The organism is Alistipes communis (assembly GCF_006542665.1).
In the GTDB taxonomy this organism is placed as follows: Bacteria; Bacteroidota; Bacteroidia; order Bacteroidales; family Rikenellaceae; genus Alistipes; species Alistipes communis.
In genome coordinates this window covers 3,065,257-3,083,069 of sequence record NZ_AP019735.1, presented here as the reverse complement: position 1 = coordinate 3,083,069, position 17,813 = coordinate 3,065,257, and the positions used below count along the sequence as shown (strand labels likewise).

Annotated in this window: 14 protein-coding genes; 4 read left to right on the top strand and 10 right to left on the bottom strand. The window is 61.4% G+C overall.

The window, feature by feature from the left end:
* The first annotated feature begins 54 nt into the window (after positions 1-54).
* Positions 55-1,797 carry a phospho-sugar mutase gene (locus FMF02_RS12600; RefSeq protein WP_141413390.1) on the top strand — a complete coding sequence of 581 codons (1,743 nt, stop codon included), beginning with the start codon at positions 55-57 and terminating at the stop codon, positions 1,795-1,797.
* 193 nt (positions 1,798-1,990) lie between these two features.
* Positions 1,991-2,311 carry a nucleotide pyrophosphohydrolase gene (locus FMF02_RS12595; RefSeq protein WP_141413389.1) on the top strand — a complete coding sequence of 107 codons (321 nt, stop codon included), beginning with the start codon at positions 1,991-1,993 and terminating at the stop codon, positions 2,309-2,311.
* A gap of 81 nt (positions 2,312-2,392) precedes the next feature.
* Here FMF02_RS12595 and FMF02_RS12590 read toward each other — a convergent pair whose 3' ends face one another.
* From FMF02_RS12590 to dapB, 8 genes are all read right to left on the bottom strand, one after another.
* Positions 2,393-4,288, bottom strand: a complete 1,896-nt coding sequence (locus FMF02_RS12590) for a DUF3858 domain-containing protein (RefSeq protein ID WP_141413388.1) — start codon at positions 4,286-4,288, stop codon at positions 2,393-2,395.
* Positions 4,289-4,291: 3 nt separating this feature from the next.
* A complete protein-coding gene (locus tag FMF02_RS12585) occupies positions 4,292-6,247 on the bottom strand; it encodes a DUF3858 domain-containing protein (RefSeq protein WP_141413387.1) in 1,956 nt (651 codons plus the stop codon).
* An 88-nt stretch (positions 6,248-6,335) separates the two neighbouring features.
* Positions 6,336-6,983 carry an O-methyltransferase gene (locus tag FMF02_RS12580; RefSeq protein WP_141413662.1) on the bottom strand — a complete coding sequence of 216 codons (648 nt, stop codon included), beginning with the start codon at positions 6,981-6,983 and terminating at the stop codon, positions 6,336-6,338.
* Positions 6,983-8,200 (bottom strand): M16 family metallopeptidase, encoded by a 1,218-nt coding sequence (locus FMF02_RS12575; protein ID WP_019129401.1) that lies wholly within the window; start codon positions 8,198-8,200, stop codon positions 6,983-6,985. The genes FMF02_RS12580 and FMF02_RS12575 overlap by 1 nt, the downstream gene beginning before the upstream one ends.
* Positions 8,201-8,205: 5 nt before the next feature.
* Entirely contained in the window at positions 8,206-10,995 is a 2,790-nt protein-coding gene (gene uvrA, locus FMF02_RS12570; protein ID WP_141413386.1) for an excinuclease ABC subunit UvrA, read from the bottom strand.
* Entirely contained in the window at positions 10,992-11,600 is a 609-nt protein-coding gene (locus tag FMF02_RS12565; protein WP_141413385.1) for an IMPACT family protein, read from the bottom strand. The genes uvrA and FMF02_RS12565 overlap by 4 nt, the downstream gene beginning before the upstream one ends.
* Entirely contained in the window at positions 11,597-12,958 is a 1,362-nt protein-coding gene (lepB, locus tag FMF02_RS12560) for a signal peptidase I (RefSeq protein WP_141413384.1), read from the bottom strand. The genes FMF02_RS12565 and lepB overlap by 4 nt, the downstream gene beginning before the upstream one ends.
* Before the next feature lie 97 nt (positions 12,959-13,055).
* Positions 13,056-13,769 carry a 4-hydroxy-tetrahydrodipicolinate reductase gene (gene dapB, locus FMF02_RS12555; RefSeq protein WP_141413383.1) on the bottom strand — a complete coding sequence of 238 codons (714 nt, stop codon included), beginning with the start codon at positions 13,767-13,769 and terminating at the stop codon, positions 13,056-13,058.
* A 211-nt stretch (positions 13,770-13,980) separates the two neighbouring features.
* Here dapB and truA point away from each other — a divergent pair, with 211 nt between their 5' ends.
* Together truA and FMF02_RS12545 are read left to right on the top strand one after the other, a co-directional pair.
* Positions 13,981-14,763: a tRNA pseudouridine(38-40) synthase TruA gene (gene truA, locus FMF02_RS12550; RefSeq protein WP_141413382.1), complete on the top strand. Its 783-nt coding sequence runs from the start codon at positions 13,981-13,983 to the stop codon at positions 14,761-14,763.
* 14 nt (positions 14,764-14,777) lie between these two features.
* Positions 14,778-14,963 carry a hypothetical protein gene (locus FMF02_RS12545; protein WP_019129408.1) on the top strand — a complete coding sequence of 62 codons (186 nt, stop codon included), beginning with the start codon at positions 14,778-14,780 and terminating at the stop codon, positions 14,961-14,963.
* 66 nt (positions 14,964-15,029) lie between these two features.
* Here the strand turns inward: FMF02_RS12545 and FMF02_RS12540 are convergent, their stop codons facing one another.
* Together FMF02_RS12540 and FMF02_RS12535 are read right to left on the bottom strand one after the other, a co-directional pair.
* Complete coding sequence (locus FMF02_RS12540; RefSeq protein WP_141413381.1) at positions 15,030-16,247, bottom strand: DUF4876 domain-containing protein; 1,218 nt, start codon at positions 16,245-16,247, stop codon at positions 15,030-15,032.
* Positions 16,248-16,284: 37 nt separating this feature from the next.
* Positions 16,285-17,811 carry a DUF6850 family outer membrane beta-barrel protein gene (locus FMF02_RS12535; protein ID WP_141413380.1) on the bottom strand — a complete coding sequence of 509 codons (1,527 nt, stop codon included), beginning with the start codon at positions 17,809-17,811 and terminating at the stop codon, positions 16,285-16,287.
* Between the last annotated feature and the right edge of the window lie 2 nt (positions 17,812-17,813).

Genomic DNA, 17,813 nt, shown 5'->3' with positions numbered 1-17,813 from the left:
GTATAGTATTAAAATGATGAATCGTTGTTTTTTTATAAATAAAACTAATAATTTATGGCAAACGAATTAGAGCAGCTGGTCCTGTCGAAAGCGCAGAAATGGCTCGACGGCGACTACGACGAAGCGACCAAAAAGCAGGTGCGCTATCTGATGGATCACGATAGGAAGGAGTTGACCGAGAGCTTTTACAAGGATTTGGAATTCGGTACGGGCGGCCTGCGCGGCATCATGGGCGTGGGTACCAACCGCATGAACGTCTATACGGTGGGCATGGCCACGCAGGGGCTCGCCAACTACTTGAAAAAGAATTTCGCGGGCGAGCGGATCCGCGTGGCGATCGGCCACGATTCGCGCAACAATTCGCGGATGTTCGCCGAGCGTGTGGCCGACATCTTCGCTTCGAACGGATTTACGGTCTTTCTGTTCGACAAGCTGCGCCCCACTCCCGAGTTGAGTTTCGCCATCCGCGAACTGAAATGCCATTCGGGGGTCGTGGTCACCGCTTCGCACAATCCCAAGGAGTACAACGGCTACAAGGCCTATTGGACGGACGGTTCGCAGGTAACGGCCCCGCACGACCGCAACATCATCGCCGAGGTGGAGAAGATCACCTCGATCGACCAGATCCTCACGGGTGCCAATCCGGGCAACATCACGCTGCTGGGCGAGGAGTTCGACGAGATCTACTTAAATAAGGTGCATACGCTGTCGCTCTCGCCCGAAAGCGTCGGCAAGTTCCACGACATGAAGATCGCCTATACGCCGCTGCACGGCGCCGGCGTGCGGCTCGTGCCGGCGTCGCTGCGCAAGTGGGGCTTCACGAACGTCTCGCTGGTCGAGGAGCAGGCGGTCATCGACGGCAACTTCCCCACCGTCGAATCCCCCAATCCCGAAGAGCGCAAGACGATGGCCAAGGCCATCGAGCTGGGTTCGCGGCTGGGCGCCGATCTGGTGCTGGCCACCGATCCCGATTCGGATCGTATCGGCGTCGCGCTGCGCAATGCCAAGGGAGAATACGTTCTGCTGAACGGCAACCAGACCTTGTCGCTCATCATGGCCTATCAGTTGACGCGCTGGTCGGAGCTGGGGCGCCTCGACGGCAAGGAGTTCGTGGTCAAGACGATCGTCACCTCGCAGATGCCCAACGTCATGGCGGCGCATTTCGGCGTGAAGTGCTACGACTGTCTCACGGGCTTCAAATACATCGCCCGCATTATCCGCAACAACGAAGGCAAGGCCACCTACATCGGCGGCGGCGAGGAGTCGTTCGGCTATCTGGCCGGCGATTTCGTGCGCGACAAGGACGCTGTATCGGCCTGCTCGTTGGTGGCCGAAGCCGCTGCGTGGACGAGGGATACGATGGGATTGACGCTCTACGAGTGGTTGCAGAAGCTCTACGTGGAGTTCGGTTTCTTCCGCGAAGGGCTCGTGTCGGTCGTCCGCAAGGGCATGGAGGGCGCTGCCGAGATTCAGCAGATGATGGTCGACTACCGCGCCGATCCCCCCAGGGAGATTGCAGGTTCGCCCGTGGTGAAGATCAACGACTTCAAACTGCTCGAATCGACCGATGTCAGGACGGGGGCCAAAACCCCGATCGAGGAGGAGGCGTCCAACGTGTTGCAGTGGTTCGCCGCTGACGGGACGGTGGTTTCGGTGCGTCCGTCGGGAACCGAGCCGAAGATCAAGTTCTACTTCGGCGTGCGCGCCGAGTTGGAATCGGTGGCCGATTTCGACCGTGTGGAGGCCGGGCTGGATGCCAAGATCGAGACGATTAAAAAGGAATTGAAGCTCGTTTGATACGGGCGGACCGACGGGTCTCCGGAGCCGGATTTCGTCCTTGCCGCACCGTGCGGCGGGGTGAAACCGTCTGATTCCGGCGTTCGTCTTCCCGTCAGGGAATCTCCTGCGCCGGTGCGGCTCTGCCCTGCCGGTTTGACGGAAACGTTCGGAAATCCGCGCCTGCCGGAAATACCCTTTTTTCTGTACGGATATGGAGTTGAGTGAATTGCAGCAGCGCGTCGATACGTGGATCAAGGAGTACGGCGTGCGTTATTTCAGCGAACTGACCAATATGGCGGTTCTTACGGAGGAGGTCGGGGAGTTGGCGCGCGTCATGGCGCGCAAGTACGGCGACCAGTCGTTCAAGGCCGGCGAGAAGGAGAATCTCGCCGACGAAATGGCCGACATCCTGTGGGTGCTGGTTTGTCTGGCCAACCAGACGGGGGTCGATCTGACCCGGGCCGTCGAAGCGAATTTCGCCAAGAAGAGCGCCCGCGACGCGGAGCGTCATCGGAACAACCCGAAATTGTAGGCTTCGGGATACGGCGGCTGGTTTCGGCCGCTCCTTTCAGTCGGTCGGCGACTACCCTTTCGGGTGTCGCCGACCGATCGTTTATACCTTGCGCAGGACGATTTTGGCCGAATAGACGCGGTCGACGGCCTGCATGAATTCGCGGAAGGCTGCATACTCGCTTTGCGGGTAACGGCCCGAACGGCGCAGCAGGCGGATGCGGATGTGCAACCTGTCGCCGCTGCACAAGGCCTCGAATGCGACCTTTCCGAAGCGGTTTTCTATCGTTACGGATTTCGGAAGCGCTTCGACGACATACCCCTCCGGCAGATGCAGCGTAAGCGAATCGGTATCGCAATACCCCTTGTCGATCCACAGGTCGTGCCTGCGTTCGGCCGTAAAGCGGCCCGGCCCCGAACGCAGCGGTGCTACGGGGACGAACAGGCGCGAGCCGGTCTTGTTGGCATAGCGCAGCGCGGTGATCGAGGCGCGGATGTGCATCTCGGGAAGCGGCATGTCCAGCACCTCCTCGCAGCGCAGCGAATCGACCTGCGCCAGCGGCAGTTGGAACGACCTGCGCAGGAAATCGGCTTGCTTGTCGCGCGCCAGATCCAGTATCGGCCGAGTCCACTCGTATTGCCGCGCCCGACTGACGCTCGACAGCGAGAGGCTGGCATTGCCCGCCTCGTCGAGCCGGACGTCGATGCGCTGGCATTCGGTGTTGAGCGAGTCGGCGTAGGCGGGCAGCGTGACGACTTCGGCCTTGCCGTCGTGGCAGATCACGGCGTCGTGACCGGCGATCGACTGATGTACATAGCCGAAGGGAACGTCGGTATTGGTGCATTCCAGCCACAGCGTGTCCCGCTGGCACGGCACGCCCAGAATGGCGTGGTTGGCGATGGCCGGTGTGGCGAAATCGCGCGGGATATGCTTGTTCTGCGTGTGGATGATGGTGTAGAACGACTCGATGTCGCAGGCGGCCAGCATCGCGTGCAGGTAGTTGGAGAGCGCCTTGCAGTCGCCGAATTTATTCGCATAGACCGTTGCGGCGTCCATCGGCTGCCAGCCCCCGATACCCAGCTGGATGCTCACGTAGCGGGTCGTACGTCCCAGATAGTGGTAGAGCGCCTCGATTTTTTCCCGTTTGTCGGGGATCGTGTCGGTCAGGGCGTGCACCTCGGTCTGCAACGCGAGCGGCAACTGCCCGCGGCCTGCGAGCAGTCCGTCCATCCAGACGCCGAAACGGGGCCAGTCCTGCATATTCCCCTGCGTTTTGTCGTAGGTGAACTCCGACGGCGCGAAGTAGAGGATCGGCAGCCGTTCGCGGGCGGGCGGAATCAGCGGTTCGTCGAGCACGGCCGTGCGGGACGGGAATGTCCATTCGTAGTTGTCGCGGCCGCGATCCGTATGCCGCACGGGTTCGACAGGGAAGGGCGTGCATCGGCAGTTGAACGCATAGCCGGCAGGGGTCGACAGCCGGAAACGCGCCTTTTCCAGTGCTACGCCGATGTCGGTCGACAGCGGGACGAAACGCAGCGTGCCGAACATGCCGTTCTTGTGCGCCGTCTCGTAACGGTAGCGGACGGTACATGGGAAGACCGATAACGGCGGTTCGAGCCAGTAGTAAGCCGCATCGTCGGCCAGATGCTGGGAATATTCGGTATAGTTCAGGTCGCCTTTGCCGAGTTTGCGGATCACGCGGCCGGAGGCGTCGCAGATCTCTGCGGAGAAGCTTTTCAGCGAACTGAACATGTCCACGTAGCAGACCAGGTCGGCATGTCTGGCTCCCCTGCGGTCCAGCAGCGTGACGACGATGTCGTGCCGTGCCGTCGCCGAGGAGGGCGAATTGTATTGGAAATCGGTTTCGTAGAGCCGGACGACTGCCTGAGCGTTTTGCCGCAGCGAGTCGGCGAGCGTTGCGACGGAGTACTCCTGCGCCGTGCCGGCGGCCGTGCTGCCCAGTGTGAGCAGAAGACACGGTAATAAACGGCTGCGCATGGGCTATGACTTTTTAAGGACGATCCGGCTGTTGCACATGTCCATGACGAATCCGTAGAATGCGCTCAGGTCGGTGTATTCGGTGGCGGGGAAGATGATGCGCGACAGGTCGAATTCGAACAGGCATTGCATCAGCGCTCCCTGTTGCTGCAACTGCATCGTGCAGGCGATGCCTTCGTCGCAGGCGGACAGGCGTTGCGATTTGGGCAGTTCCTCCACGGTGTAGCCTTCGGGCAGCATCAGCGAAACGATGATGCGGTAGCGGTATGGATACGAGAACTCCACGGGCAGCTGGCGCTTCTGACTGGTGAAGGGGTTCTTCTCGATGAAGGGGACGATCGTGGGACAGATATAGAGGAAGTCGCCGCCCGAATCGACCGGCTTGCGGAAGTTCAGCTTCATGCGTGCTTTGGCCGAATTGAGCCCATCGACCGTCAGCTCCGAGATCGTGATGCCGGCCCGCTGCTCGTATTCCTGTACGAACGTGTCGTGATTTTCGCTGCGGCTGTAACGGCGGCTCAGGTCGTAGGCCGCCTGATTGGTTTCGGTGTCCGTTTCGGTGCATTCCAACTCCCCCTCTTCCGTCAGACGGGCCGTGATCTGCGACAGGACGACGCTCTGCGCCGGCGAGGAGAGGTTGATCCAGTTTTCGAAAGGATGTTCCGGACTGTAAAGTCTGGCGTGGTCGACGAGCAGCTGCGTGGGCAGGACGTTGACGTCCGAGTGGAGGTCGGTGGCATCGAGGTAGACCGTCTCCCCGCTTTTGAGCTTCGTCCGCAATACGAAGGTGCGGATGCGGTCGGTGGCGTGGGTCAGCGGAAGCCGTCCTGCGGAGCGGGGATTGAGCAGGATGATTTCCGGTTTGAATCCGGCGTCGCGCAGGGCGGCGGCGAGGATGAAGTTGATCGACCCGCTGTCGCCGCGTCCCTTGTCGACGGCCGCATGGGGCGAACTCTCGGGTGTCAGCCGGTAGGTTCCGTCCCATGCGATGCGGGACTGTACGAATTTGAGGATTTCGTGCAGCTGCCGGCGCTCGTCGTCGGCGTTTCGTGCCACGATGGCCGCCACTTCGTCCTTGAAGGGATTGCGGATGTCGGCGTAACGCCCGAACTCCGACCGGTCGAGCGATTCGTAGACGTCGGCCCACGTTCGGGTGAAGCTCTTGTAGAGGCTGCCGGGGATTTCGAGGCCGTTGATCTCGAATTCGAGCCCTGCGCGGAAGTCGTCCAGATGCCAGACGTACGGCTCTTTGCGGAGCGAGGGCACCCGATCGATGTTGCAGATGTATTTGGTATTGGTATAGCTGAATCCGGAGAAGCCGGCCGCACCGCCGTTTTCCAGCTCCTTTTTGACCGGCAGCGTCAGATACCCCCGCGTGTGGATATGGTGGGTGAAATATTCGGGGATCGAGATCTGCGCCGTGCTGCGTACGACCGGTATTGCGTGCTGGACGTCGACGTCCGGAATCTGCCCGATGAAGTCCGACGTGAGCAGGTAGCGGTATTCGATTACCGTTCCGGCCCTGACTTCGGGGATCGAGAATTTCAGCCGTTTCGTGTGTTCGTCGAGCACCTCCTCGAAGATATTCTGCCGTTTGAGCTGCGTCTTGACCGTTTTGCCGTCCACGAGATTGTAGGCTGCGGCGTCGATGCGGGAGACGACCTCTTTCGACAGCTGGTAGTTGCCGAAGTCGATCGCCACGTCGCCCCACTTCACGCCTTCGTCCTTGAATACCTTGATCTTGACCGTACGATAACACAGCAGCTGGATCGAATTGCCGAAGGAGTAGTGGATGTCCGTATCGTCGTAGATGAAGACGGCCGGGGCATCGGGTTCGGGTTCGTAGAGGGTCATGCGGAGTTCGTCGGGCGTGATTTTTCCGTACTTGAAACTGTACTCCTGCGCCGCGGTGTTCACGCAGAGGCAGATGAAAACTGCCAGAAACGGGTAGGTTTTCATGGTTGAGGGTTTTAGGTTCGAGTAAAGTTAGAAACTAAAACCCGAAAATGCAACAAAAAGGCCGATTTTTATCGTTTCCTTCGGATGTTTATTTCACTCGTATCAGATTCAGGCCGTCGCGCAGCGGCACGATCACGTTCTCCACGCGCGGGTCATCGGCCACCGTGCGGTTGAATTCGAGGATGCGCTGCGTGTGCAGGTCGTTGCGGGCGACGGGCGCTACCACCTTGCCCGACCAGAGGATGTTGTCCGCCAGCAGGAAAGCGCCGCTTTCCACGAGCGGCCGCCCCGTGTCGTCGCCCATGAGCATCCGGTAGTAGGCGGGATATTCGCGTTTGTCGCCGTCGATGAAGACCAGATCGAACGGACCGCCCAGCGTCGGGGCGATGTCGAGCGCCGAACCGATGTGGAGCCGGATCTTCCCGCCGCAGGGCGAGCGGTCGAAGAAACGCTGCGCCAGCTCTTCCAGTTCGTCGTCCACCTCGATCGTGTCGAGCGTGGCCTCCTCGCCGAGTCCGGCGGCCATCGAGAGCGCCGAGTAACCCGTGAAGGTGCCGATTTCGAGGATGCTGTGCGGACGGAGCATCCGCACGAACATTTCGAGCAGTTTTCCCTGGATGTGTCCCGAGAGCATCCGCGGCTGGATCGTCTGCATGTGAGTCTCGTGATCGAGCGCCCGCAGCAGTTCCGATTCGGGTGTGGAGAGGCTGTCGACGTATTTTTCGAGTGCGTCCATCATCTGTAAACGAGTAGCGAAGGCGAGGCGAGCACTTCGTTGGCGACCTCCAACAGCTCCCCGGCCTGCAAGTCGCTGATTTTGCGGTAGACCTCCTCCATCGTGTCCACCTCGCTGTGTACCAGATAGCTCTTGCCGGCACCGAGCATGTAGCCCTCGTTGCTCTCCATCGAGATCGCCAGCTGTGCGACGAACTGTTTCTTGGCCAGCGCCAGCCGCCGTGTCGAAAGCCGCCGGGTGCGCAGGGAGTCGATCTGCCCCCGCACCAGTTCCAGGCAGCGGTCGCAGTTGTCGTGGTCGGAGCTGAAGTAGATTGCCACGATGCCGGCGTCGCCGTAGGGCGTGTAGCTGCCTTCGATGCTGTACGACAGTCCGTGTTTCTCGCGCACGGTGACGTTGAGCATCGAGTTGGCGCTCGGGCCGCCCAGCATGTTGACGAGCAGCGCCAGCGGCAGCCGCTTCGGGTCGAGGATGCCGTAAGCCCGTGCTCCGACGATGCAGTGCGACTGGTGCGTGTGCCGCGCGATGCTTCGTTCGAAGGGGGCGACGGGCGCGGGCGCCGTCCGGCAGAACGACCGCACGGTGGCGGGCATGTCGGCGAAGTACCGCGCGGCGATCGCCTCGATGCGCCGGGGCGCGATGTTGCCGATCGACGAGAAGACCATCTGATCGGTGGTGTGCGTGCGCCGCACGAAGGCGTGGATGTGCTCCGAGCGGTAGCGGGCCAGTGCCGCCTTCGTGCCCAAAATGTTGTGTCCCAGTGCCGATCCGGCGAAGAGCAGGTCTTCGAAATCGTCGTAGATGCGGTCGGCGGGCGAATCCTTGTAGGTGTTGATCTCGTCGAAGATCACCTCGCGTTCGCGTTCCAGTTCCCGTTCGGGAAAGGTCGAACGGAACGCCACGTCGGCGAGCAGTTCGACGGCTTTGGCGAAGTCGCCGCGCAGCACGGTGGCGTGCAGCGTCGTGTCCTCCTTGGTGGTGTAGGCATTCAGTTCGCCGCCGAGGTTTTCCAGCCGGCAGTTGACCTGGTAGGCGCGTCGCCGCTGGGTACCCTTGAAGAAGGCGTGTTCGGCGAAGTGCGCCAGCCCGTACTCCGATTTCAGCTCGTCGCGCGTGCCGGCGCCCACGACGAGCGCGCAGTGGGCCACGTTGCCGCGTACCTGACGGTGGATGCCGCGGATACCGTTGGGAAGCGTATAGGTATGGAATTCCTTCATGGATTTTACAGTTTGGTGCGGAGTTTCAGGAATTGTCCCGTGTAACTCTCCGCACACGTTTCGAGCTGGGCGGGCGTCCCCTCGAAGACTACCCTGCCGCCCCGGTCGCCCGCTTCGGGGCCGAGGTCGATCACCCAGTCGGCGCACTTGATGACGTCCATGTTGTGTTCGACGACGACGATGGTGTGTCCCTTGCGGATCAGCGCGTCGAAGGCCGCCAGCAGTTTGTTGATGTCGTGGAAATGCAGCCCCGTGGTGGGTTCGTCGAAGAGGAACAGCACGTTGCCCTGCACGGCGTCCTTGGCGAGGAACGACGCGAGTTTCACGCGCTGCGACTCGCCGCCCGAGAGCGTCGAGGAGGATTGTCCCAGCTTGATGTAACCCAGTCCCACCTCCTGCAACGGCAGCAGCCGGTCGACGATGCGCCGGCATACGGCGTTGGCCTTGGCTTCGCCGAAGAAGGCCACGGCATCGTCGACGGTCATTTCCAGTACGTCGTAGATCGAACGGCCGCGGTATTTCACTTCGAGTACCTCCTCCTTGAAGCGCCGGCCGCCGCACGCCTCGCATTTGAGTTCGATGTCGGCCATGAACTGCATCGAGACCTTGATGACGCCCTCGCCCTGGCACTCCTCGCAGCGGCCGCCGGCGATGTTGAACGAGAAGTGCGACGGCGTCATGCCGTTGTGCTGCGCATAGGGCTGGTCGGCAAAGAGTTTGCGTATTTCATCGTAAGCTTTGATGTAGGTGACGGGATTCGAGCGCGTCGACTTTCCGATCGGGTTCTGGTCGACCATTTCGACCGATTTGAGCAGTTGTACGTCGCCTTCCAGCGCGTCGAAGTCGCCCGGTTTGATTCCCGTGTCGAAGAGCGTGCGCCGCAGTGCCGGGTAGAGGATTCCCTTGACGAGCGACGACTTGCCCGAGCCGCTGACGCCCGTGACGCAGGTCATGGCTCCCAGCGGAAAGCGCACGTCGATGTTTTGCAGGTTGTTCTCCCGCGCCCCTTTGACGACGATCGAATGGCTCCACCCGCGCGGCGTCGAGGGCGGTTCGATCCGCCGCCGTCCGGCCAGGTAGTCGGCCGTGAGGCTTTTCCGGCAGGCGGAAAGTTTTTTCGCGGGGCCGCAGAAAACGATCTCTCCGCCGTTGTAGCCCGCTTCGGGGCCGACGTCGACGATCCAGTCGGCTGCACGGATCACCTCCTCCTCGTGTTCGACCACGATGACGGTGTTGCCGATGTCGCGCAATTGTTTGAGCACGCCCACCAGCCGGTTCGTGTCGCGCGGATGCAGGCCGATCGAGGGTTCGTCGAGAATGTAGAGCGAACCGACGAGGTTGCTGCCCAGCGACGTGGCCAGGTTGATGCGCTGCGACTCGCCGCCCGAAAGCGTCGAGCTCAGGCGGTCGAGCGTCAGATAGCCCAGTCCCACGTCGGCGAGGTATTGCAACCGGTTGACGATTTCGGTGAGGATGCGCCGTGCGGTGGTCGTATCGTGTGCGTCGAGCTGCAATTCCTTGAAGAACACCAGCAGCGCGTCGACGTTCATCGTCACCAGATCGGCGATCGTGCGGTCGCCCACGCGCACGTAGAGCGCTTCCTTGCGCAGGCGGCTGCCGCCGCATTCGGGGCAGCGCGTCTTGCCCGTGTAGCGCGCCTTCATCACGCGGAACTGAATCTTGCGCCGTTCGCTGTCGATGTATTCGAAGAAGCTGTCCAGACCGTAGAAGTATTCGTTGCCCGTCCACAGCAGGCGCTTCTGTTCGGGCGTCAGTTCGTGGTAGGGCGTGTGGATCGGGAAGTCGAACTTGCCGGCGTTCTCCACCAGCTTCTCCTTCCACAGGCGCATCGTCTCGCCGCGCCAGCAGGCGATGGCGCCTTCGTAGATCGTCTTGCTCTTGTCGGGGATGACCAGATCCTCGTCGATGCCGATGATCTTGCCGTAGCCCTCGCAGCGGGGACAGGCACCCAGCGGGTTGTTGAAGCTGAACAGGTGTTCGGTGGGCTGTTCGAAGGCGATTCCGTCGGCCTCGAAGCGCGACGAAAACTCCTCGGCTCTCTCGTCGGTCAGGATGCGGCACACGCCGTCGCCGTAGGCGAACGCGCGGGCCACGGAGTCGCGCAGGCGCGTGGCGAACTCCTCGTCGGAGGCGACGCGCAGGCGGTCGACGATCACCGACAGCTCGTCGGGCCGGACGGCGGGATCGAGTTCCGGCAGCAGCTCCTCGATGAAACGTGTGCGGCCGTCGTACTGCACGCGCTGGATGCCGTCGCCCATGAGCAGCGTCAGCTTCTCGATGACGCCCTGCCCCTCGGCGGCGACCAGCGGCGCTGCGACGAGCGCTTTCGCTCCCTGACCGAGCGCGAGGACGTATTGGGCCACGTCGTCGACGTCGTAGCACTTCACCTCGCGGCCCGATACGGGCGAGAAGGTGCGGCCGATGCGGGCGAAGAGCAGTTTGAGGTAGTCGTAGATCTCGGTGGTGGTGCCGACCGTCGAACGCGGATTGCGCGTGTTGACCTTCTGTTCGATGGCGATGGCCGGCGCGATCCCCGTGATGAGGTCGACGTCGGGCTTGTCGATCTTGCCCAGAAACTGCCGGGCGTAGGCCGACAGGCTCTCCACGTAGCGGCGCTGCCCCTCGGCGAAGATCGTGTCGAAGGCCAGGGTCGATTTGCCCGAGCCGGAGAGGCCCGTGATGACGGTGAGCGTGTCGTGCGGGATTTCCACCTCGATGTTTCGGAGGTTGTGTACCCGCGCTCCCTTGATATGGATGCTTTTCGGTTCGTTCATGTTTCGATGGTCGCTCCTTCGACCTTGCGGAGTCGTTCGGTTAATCGTTCGGCGCGGCTGGCGCGGATACGCAGCACGATCGACGAGAGATTGTCGAACCGCTGCGACTCGACGGCGGGCTGCTCCTCCTTGACGATGCGCATGATGTCGTTCATCGCCGCGTAGGAGAAGGTCACCGCGATGCGGCGGTCGACCGTTCGCTGCACGATGCGTGCCGCCGCCAGTACCTCCGCCGCCGACTCCTTGTATGCGGCGATAAGGCCCGGCACGCCCAGTTTCGTCCCGCCGAAATAACGCACGACGACGATCAGGCAGTCGGTCGTTTCGTGCGAGAGCAGCTGCCCCAGAATCGGCCGGCCGGCCGTCGACGAAGGTTCGCCGTCGTCGTTGGCGCGGAACGCCTCGCCGTGCGGCCCCAGCCGCCAGGCGTAACAATGGTGCGTGGCGTCGTAGTAACGTTTGCGCAACGCTTCGAGCCGGCTGCGGATCTCCTCTTCGTCGGCGACGGGATAGGCGAAAGCGAGAAATTTGCTGCTCTTTTCCTTGTAGATCGCCTCGGCCGGCGCTTCGATGGTCAGATAGGTATCGTCGGCAGGCGTCGTCATTTCACTTTGGTGAAGAGCCGGTTCCACCGGATGTTCGACGGGAACGATTTCTGTGCGTCGAGCGACAGCCAGATGAACGAGGCGCGCCCCACGATGTGGTCTTCGGGCACGAAGCCCCAGAAACGCGAGTCGGCCGAGTTGTGGCGGTTGTCGCCCATCATCCAGTAGTAGTTCATGCGGAAGGTGTAGTCCGCGGCCGGCTGGCCGTTGAGCAGTACCCTGCCGTCGGGCAGCTCTTCCACGCGGTTGCCTTCGTAGACTTCGATGCAGCGGCGGTAGAGCCGCATGTTCTCGGGTGTGAGCGGGATCGTCGCCCCGCGGGCCGGAATCCAGATCGGGCCGTAATTGTCCTGATTCCATCCCAGCGTCAGGTCGTGGGGATAGACTTCGCGGTTGGGCTCCTCGTAGATGAAACGTTCGACGGCCAGCACGTTGCCCATGCGGCGCAACTCCTCGGCCCGCTCGTCGTCGAGCAGCATGTAGTAGTTCGAGCCGTTGCCGCCGCTCCACTCGGTGATGCCGAGCTTGTCGATCGCGTATTTCGACAGCGGCGACGAGGTCATCACCGTATACATGTACTGCTTGCCCGCGACGGGAGCCTGCGGCTCGTCGTTGACGTAGACTTCGCCGCCCACGATTTTGAGCGAGTCGCCGGCGATGGCCACGCAGCGTTTGATGTAGTTCTCGCGCTTGTCGACCGGACGGGTGATGACCGTGTAGTCGCGGAACAGTTTCTCGCGGCCCGCCCTGGCGCCCAGCGTGCGCTGGTATTCGCGCAGCACGTCGTAGTAGGTGGCGTCCTGCCGCTGGAGCAGCACCGTGTCGCCGGCGGGGAAGTTGAAGACCACCACGTCGTTGCGCTCGATGCTGCGCAATCCTTTGAGCCGGTGGTACGGCCATCGGATGCACTCCGAGAAGGATTTCTTCGTCTGTGAGAAGGGCATCGTATGGTGTACGAAGGGGAACGACACCGGCGTGTTGGGCATCTGGGGGCCGTAGGCCACCTTGCTCACGTAGAGGTAGTCGCCGATGAGAAGCGACGACTCCATCGACGACGACGGGATGACGTACATCTGGAAGACGAAGATGTGGATGAGCGAGGCGACGACCGTTGCGAAAACGATTGCGTTGACCCACTCGTAGATGAATTTGTAGGTCGGACTGCGGCGGCACCATTCGCGGTTGCGCCGGCCGATGAGCCGCGAGAGGAAATGCGTGAAGTAGAGGTCGACGATGACCAGTTCGCCCAGCAGCAGCCACAGGTTGCCCGTCCAGATGACGAACCACAGGATATAGAGGAGGCTCCAGAAGATGAAGCCGAACCATTTGTTACGCAGGATTGCCTTGATTTTTTCCATGTCGGAGTTGTTCGGTTTGTGTCGGCAGCGACGCTATTCTATCAGGAGTGCGGCGATGGTCGGAGACTTTTTCATCGGAATCGTCTCGCTTCGCCGCCTATTTCAACAGGTCGTCCATCGTGTAGACGCCCCGCTTGCCGTTCAGGAATTCTGCCGCGATGACGGCCCCCAGCGCCAGCGTGCGGCGGTTGAGTATCTCGTGCCGCAGCGTCAGCACGTCGTCCGCCGAGGTATAGGTGACGGTGTGGATACCCGGCACCGTCCCTTCGCGGATCGATGCGATCGCCAGCTCCGAGGGATCGGCCGCAGGGCGGTTCACCCAGCGCTCCTTCGTGCCGATGCGGTCGATGATCTCTTCGGCCAGCGTGATGGCCGTGCCGCTCGGTGCATCCTTCTTCTGCGTGTGGTGCACCTCCTCGATGCGGACGTCGTAACCGCCGACACGGCCGACCATTTCGGCCAGCTGCCGGTTGAGCCGGAACAGCAGGTTGACCCCCAGCGAGTAGTTCGAGGCGTAGAAAAAGGCCCCGCCCCGCTCTTTGCAGCGGGTTTTCAGTTCGTCGAGGCGATCCGTCCAGCCCGTCGTGCCGCTTACGACCGGCGTACCGGCGTCGATGCAGGCGCGGATGTTGTCGTAGGCCGTTGCGGGCGTCGTGAATTCGAGCGCCACGTCGATGCCGCGCAGATGCGCCGCGTCGAGGTCGCCGCGGTTGTCGGCGTCGACGATCAGTCCCACGCCGTGCCCCCGTTCGACGAGGAGACGTTCGATCTCGCGTCCCATTTTCCCGTATCCGATGATAGCTGCGTTCATAGTGCGAAAAAATATTTGGACAAAGATACGATTAAGCCGAGAGCAATGCAAATTTATTTGCAATTGCCGAGGCGGAGTATCTAAGGCGTCAGCCAAAGATACGAAATCCTCGATGAGTGCGGAGGGTGTTCCGGATTTTTTCGTACCTTTGTCTTGCTATCTTTTTGTATCCGTCTGAAAACGTAAACACGCGCTAGATTGGTATGTTGCGATGCGTTATTTTGTCGAACTGAGTTACAACGGAGGCCGTTATTGCGGCTGGCAGCGTCAGCGTGACGCCGCTTCGGTGCAGGAGACGCTCGAACGGGCGCTTTCGACGCTGCTGCGCGAGCCTGTTGAGGTGACCGGCGCAGGCCGTACCGACACGGGCGTGCACGCCGCCTATGCCGTGGCGCATTTCGACGTAGCGGCGCCGCTGACCGATCCGGAGCATACGGCCTACAAACTCAATTGCCTGCTGCCTGACGACGTCGCCGTCTTCGGCGTGGCACCGGTCGCGGACGATGCGCACGCCCGTTTCAGTGCGGCGGAGCGCGAGTACCGCTATTTCATCGAGTCGCGCAAGAACCCCTTTACCCGCAGGGCCGCGTGGCACTATTACCGGCCGCTGGATGTGGAGCGGATGGATCGCGCTGCGGCATCGCTTTTGGAGTACGATGATTTTACCTCCTTTGCCAAACTGAACTCCAACAACAAGACCAATATCTGCCGCATCGTGCGGGCCGGTTGGGAGGAGTCGCCCGAAGGAGTGTACCGCTTTACGATCCGTGCCGACCGTTTTCTGCGCAATATGGTGCGGGCGCTGGTGGGGACGCTGGTCGACGTGGGGCGCGGGCGTTACGATGTGGAGGAGTTCCGCTCGATCGTCGAGAGCCGCGACTTGTCGCGCGCGAGCGGCGGCGCGCCGGCCGAAGGACTTTATCTGTGGGACGTCGCCTACCCTGCCGGAGTGTTCCGGCGCGGGGAACGGACGCGAAACCTGTTGTTTAACTAAAAATATTCCGAACTATGGGAACGATTCTCTATCTGGTGGGTTTGGTCTGCGCCGTACTGGCGGTGCTCGACATCTTCAAGAAAAACATTTCGACCGTCGGCAAGGTGATCGCCTCGGTGCTCGTATTGCTGACGAGCTGGGTGGGGCTGCTGGTTTACTATTTCTACGCGAAGGATCATCTCGAAGAGTGGTTCAAGTAGGCGGTTCGACGAAAAATGGAAACGGGCCGGTGCATCGCACCGGCCCGTTTCGTCGGGAAGCCTACCCTATTGGATTTCCGAGAGCGACGGTGTGGCGCGGGGCGTGAAGTCGTTGGTCGAATTGTTCGTGTCGACCAGCTTGCCGTCGGCTGCGACCTTGCGGCGTACGCTCAGACCGTAGCTCGTCTGGTCGGAGCTCGTCTCGCAGGCATAGGTGTAACCGGCGTCGAGCTCGGTATCCCACGGATTCGTCAGATACTCGGACGAAACGCCCAGATTGACGGCGTCGACGATCCACGAATTGGGTACCTTGAAGCAGTTCTTGAAGGTCATGTCGTAGTCCTTTCCGTTGGGCGAATGGAAGATATAGCTGCCCGTGAAAGCGTAATCGGCGAGGAACCTGTCTCGGGTCATTCCGATGGGAGGGATAGCCAGTGCGCAAGAGCGTTTACCCGCAGCGTCGAGCATGATGACGCTCTTGGTGTAGGTGTACCAGATGTCGAGATTGTCCACTTTGGGGTTGTCGATATCGAGCATGGATTCGACTGTCGACTCGTTGTACCACTCGAAATCGGCCGAGGTCAGATCGAAGGAGTTGGGATTGGTCGCCTTGTGGTTCTGGGCGTTGTTGCAGATCAGGAGCGACTCGCCGGCCTTGACCAGGACGTCGTCGCCGTCGCCCGGAATGCAGAGAATCTCGTCGACGATGCAGTAATTCGGCCGGGGATCTTCGCCCTCGTTGAACGAGATGTTCTGGACGGAGGTGATCTTCGACGACGTGATAATCAGCAGCCCGTCGGCGTAGAGATCCTGGTCGGTGTTGTTGCGGATCTTGATGTATTGGTCGCCGTGAGCCTTGTCGACCTTGCCCGTGGCGGGGAGGGGACAGGAGGTGAAGAACGACTCTTCGATCAGGAAATCGCCGCTGTAAAGGCTGTTCTCGGACTGCTTGATATTCATGTAGGCCAGCGTCGTACCGGTCGTTTTCTCCGCGAGTGTGACGGTCGTCGAACGTTCGGCGCCCGTCGTGTTGGGTTTTACCGAGAGGACGACTACCTCGCCCTGGCTCTGTTCGCTCAGGCCGATCCAGTCCGCGTCGGCGGCGGGAATGTCGATCGTGTAGTCCGAAGTCGTCAGCGTGACCATCACGTTGCCGCCGCGTGCGCGGAGGTTGAAGTTCGTCGTGGTGGGATCTTTCGGTGTCTCCGTTCCGTCGTCGTCGGAGCAGGCGGTCATGCCGGTCGCCAGCGCGACGACCGTCAGCATTGCAAAGAGTTTTCTCATCGTTTTACAGTATTAGAAATTAAACATAAATATCGTTTCAAAAACAGATTCCGCAGGCGATCGTGGCCAAGTGGACACGCACGCCGTCCATGTAGATGCCCGGGCGCCACGAGGCGTCGACGAAGAGCGCCAGCGAACGGCGCAGCTCCCGTTCGGCGCGCAAGGCTGCCGTGAGTTCGACGACGTCGGCCGTCATGCGGTCGACGCTGTCGAAGAGCATGGCGCCGATATCGGGATCGAGACGGCTGTCGGTCAACAGCGTGTGGCGGGTCAGGTTGACCGCGTAGCGGCCGCCGACCGTCGCGCGCAGCGTACCGCGCTGTCCGTGACGGGTCAGATGCAGGTCGCAGCCGGCGCCGGCCGTCGACAGGGCGATTTCCCGCTTCGGGTAGGGATAATCGGCCGACGTGCGGAAGTACCCGACCGACGGTGCGAGCGTGTAGTCCGTCTGCGGGCGATTCCAGGTCACCATTCCCCCGGCAGCGAGTCGCAGCGTGCGGTTGCGGTACATTGCGAACTCGCCCAATATCCGGTAGTCCGCCGTCTCGCCGTTGTCGACGACGTTTTCGAATCCCTGCCTCAATTCGTAGGAGCCCTCCACTGCGAAACCTCCCCGCTCGTAGCGGCGTGCGACGCTGCCCGACAAGGTTTGCGTCACGAGTCGGCCTGCCGGAGCGTAATTGAGTTCGCTGAAAATGTTGCGATTGGAGAAACGCTCGTATTGCAGGAGGGCCGACCAGCCGCAGGTGCGGCTCGGGACTGCTGTCAGCGAAAGCGCGTATCCCTTGCCTTTGTAGAAGAGGGACTGGTCTTCGCTTCCGACGTAACGTGCGAAATAGTTGCCCAGTCCCGTCATGAGGAATTCGACGGTATTGGCGCCCCGTTCGTCGAAGAATCCGACCTCCTGCGACTGTTTGTAAATGCGTCCGCGCGCAGTCAGGGCGATGAGGGATCGATCCGTCGAGAATCCGGCGCCGATCGTGCCCGTCAGATCGTTGACGATGTTGTGGGGACGGGGATCGATCTGGCGGAATTCGTGGCGGGCGCGGTAATTGATGCCGATCCCGTAATTGATCCGTCCGTCGCGGCGCACGTATGCGCCTCGAAAGGCGTACTCTTCGGTCGAAAGGTCGCCGCCCACCGAATCGGCCAGGACGAAGGGGCGCAGCAGACGGTAGTCGGCTGTGGAGTTCCAGCGAACGTTGTCCGTGCGTCCCCGTTCGTAGGAGGCGCCGGCCGTGACGACCGACTGCTCGTCGAGTCGCAGATAGGAGTCGGCGCGGAACGTCCCGACGAGTACGCCGTCGCCCTCGGGTTGCAGGATCGGCCGGCTCTCGCTGCGCAGGTCGCCCTGCAATCTCAGCGTGGAGTACGAGACCGGATAGCGGTAGAGCATCGCTGCGGGAGAACTTTCGTAGGCCGAAGCATCCAGCGTCGCGAGCGGGGCGTTGTGGAACTCCGCACGGCGGAGTATGCCGAGCGAGTCGCACGCGGCTGCGGTTTGCGCTTCGCTCCACAAAGGCAGCGGCAACAGACAGAACAACAGGAGGCGCAGCGGTTTCATGG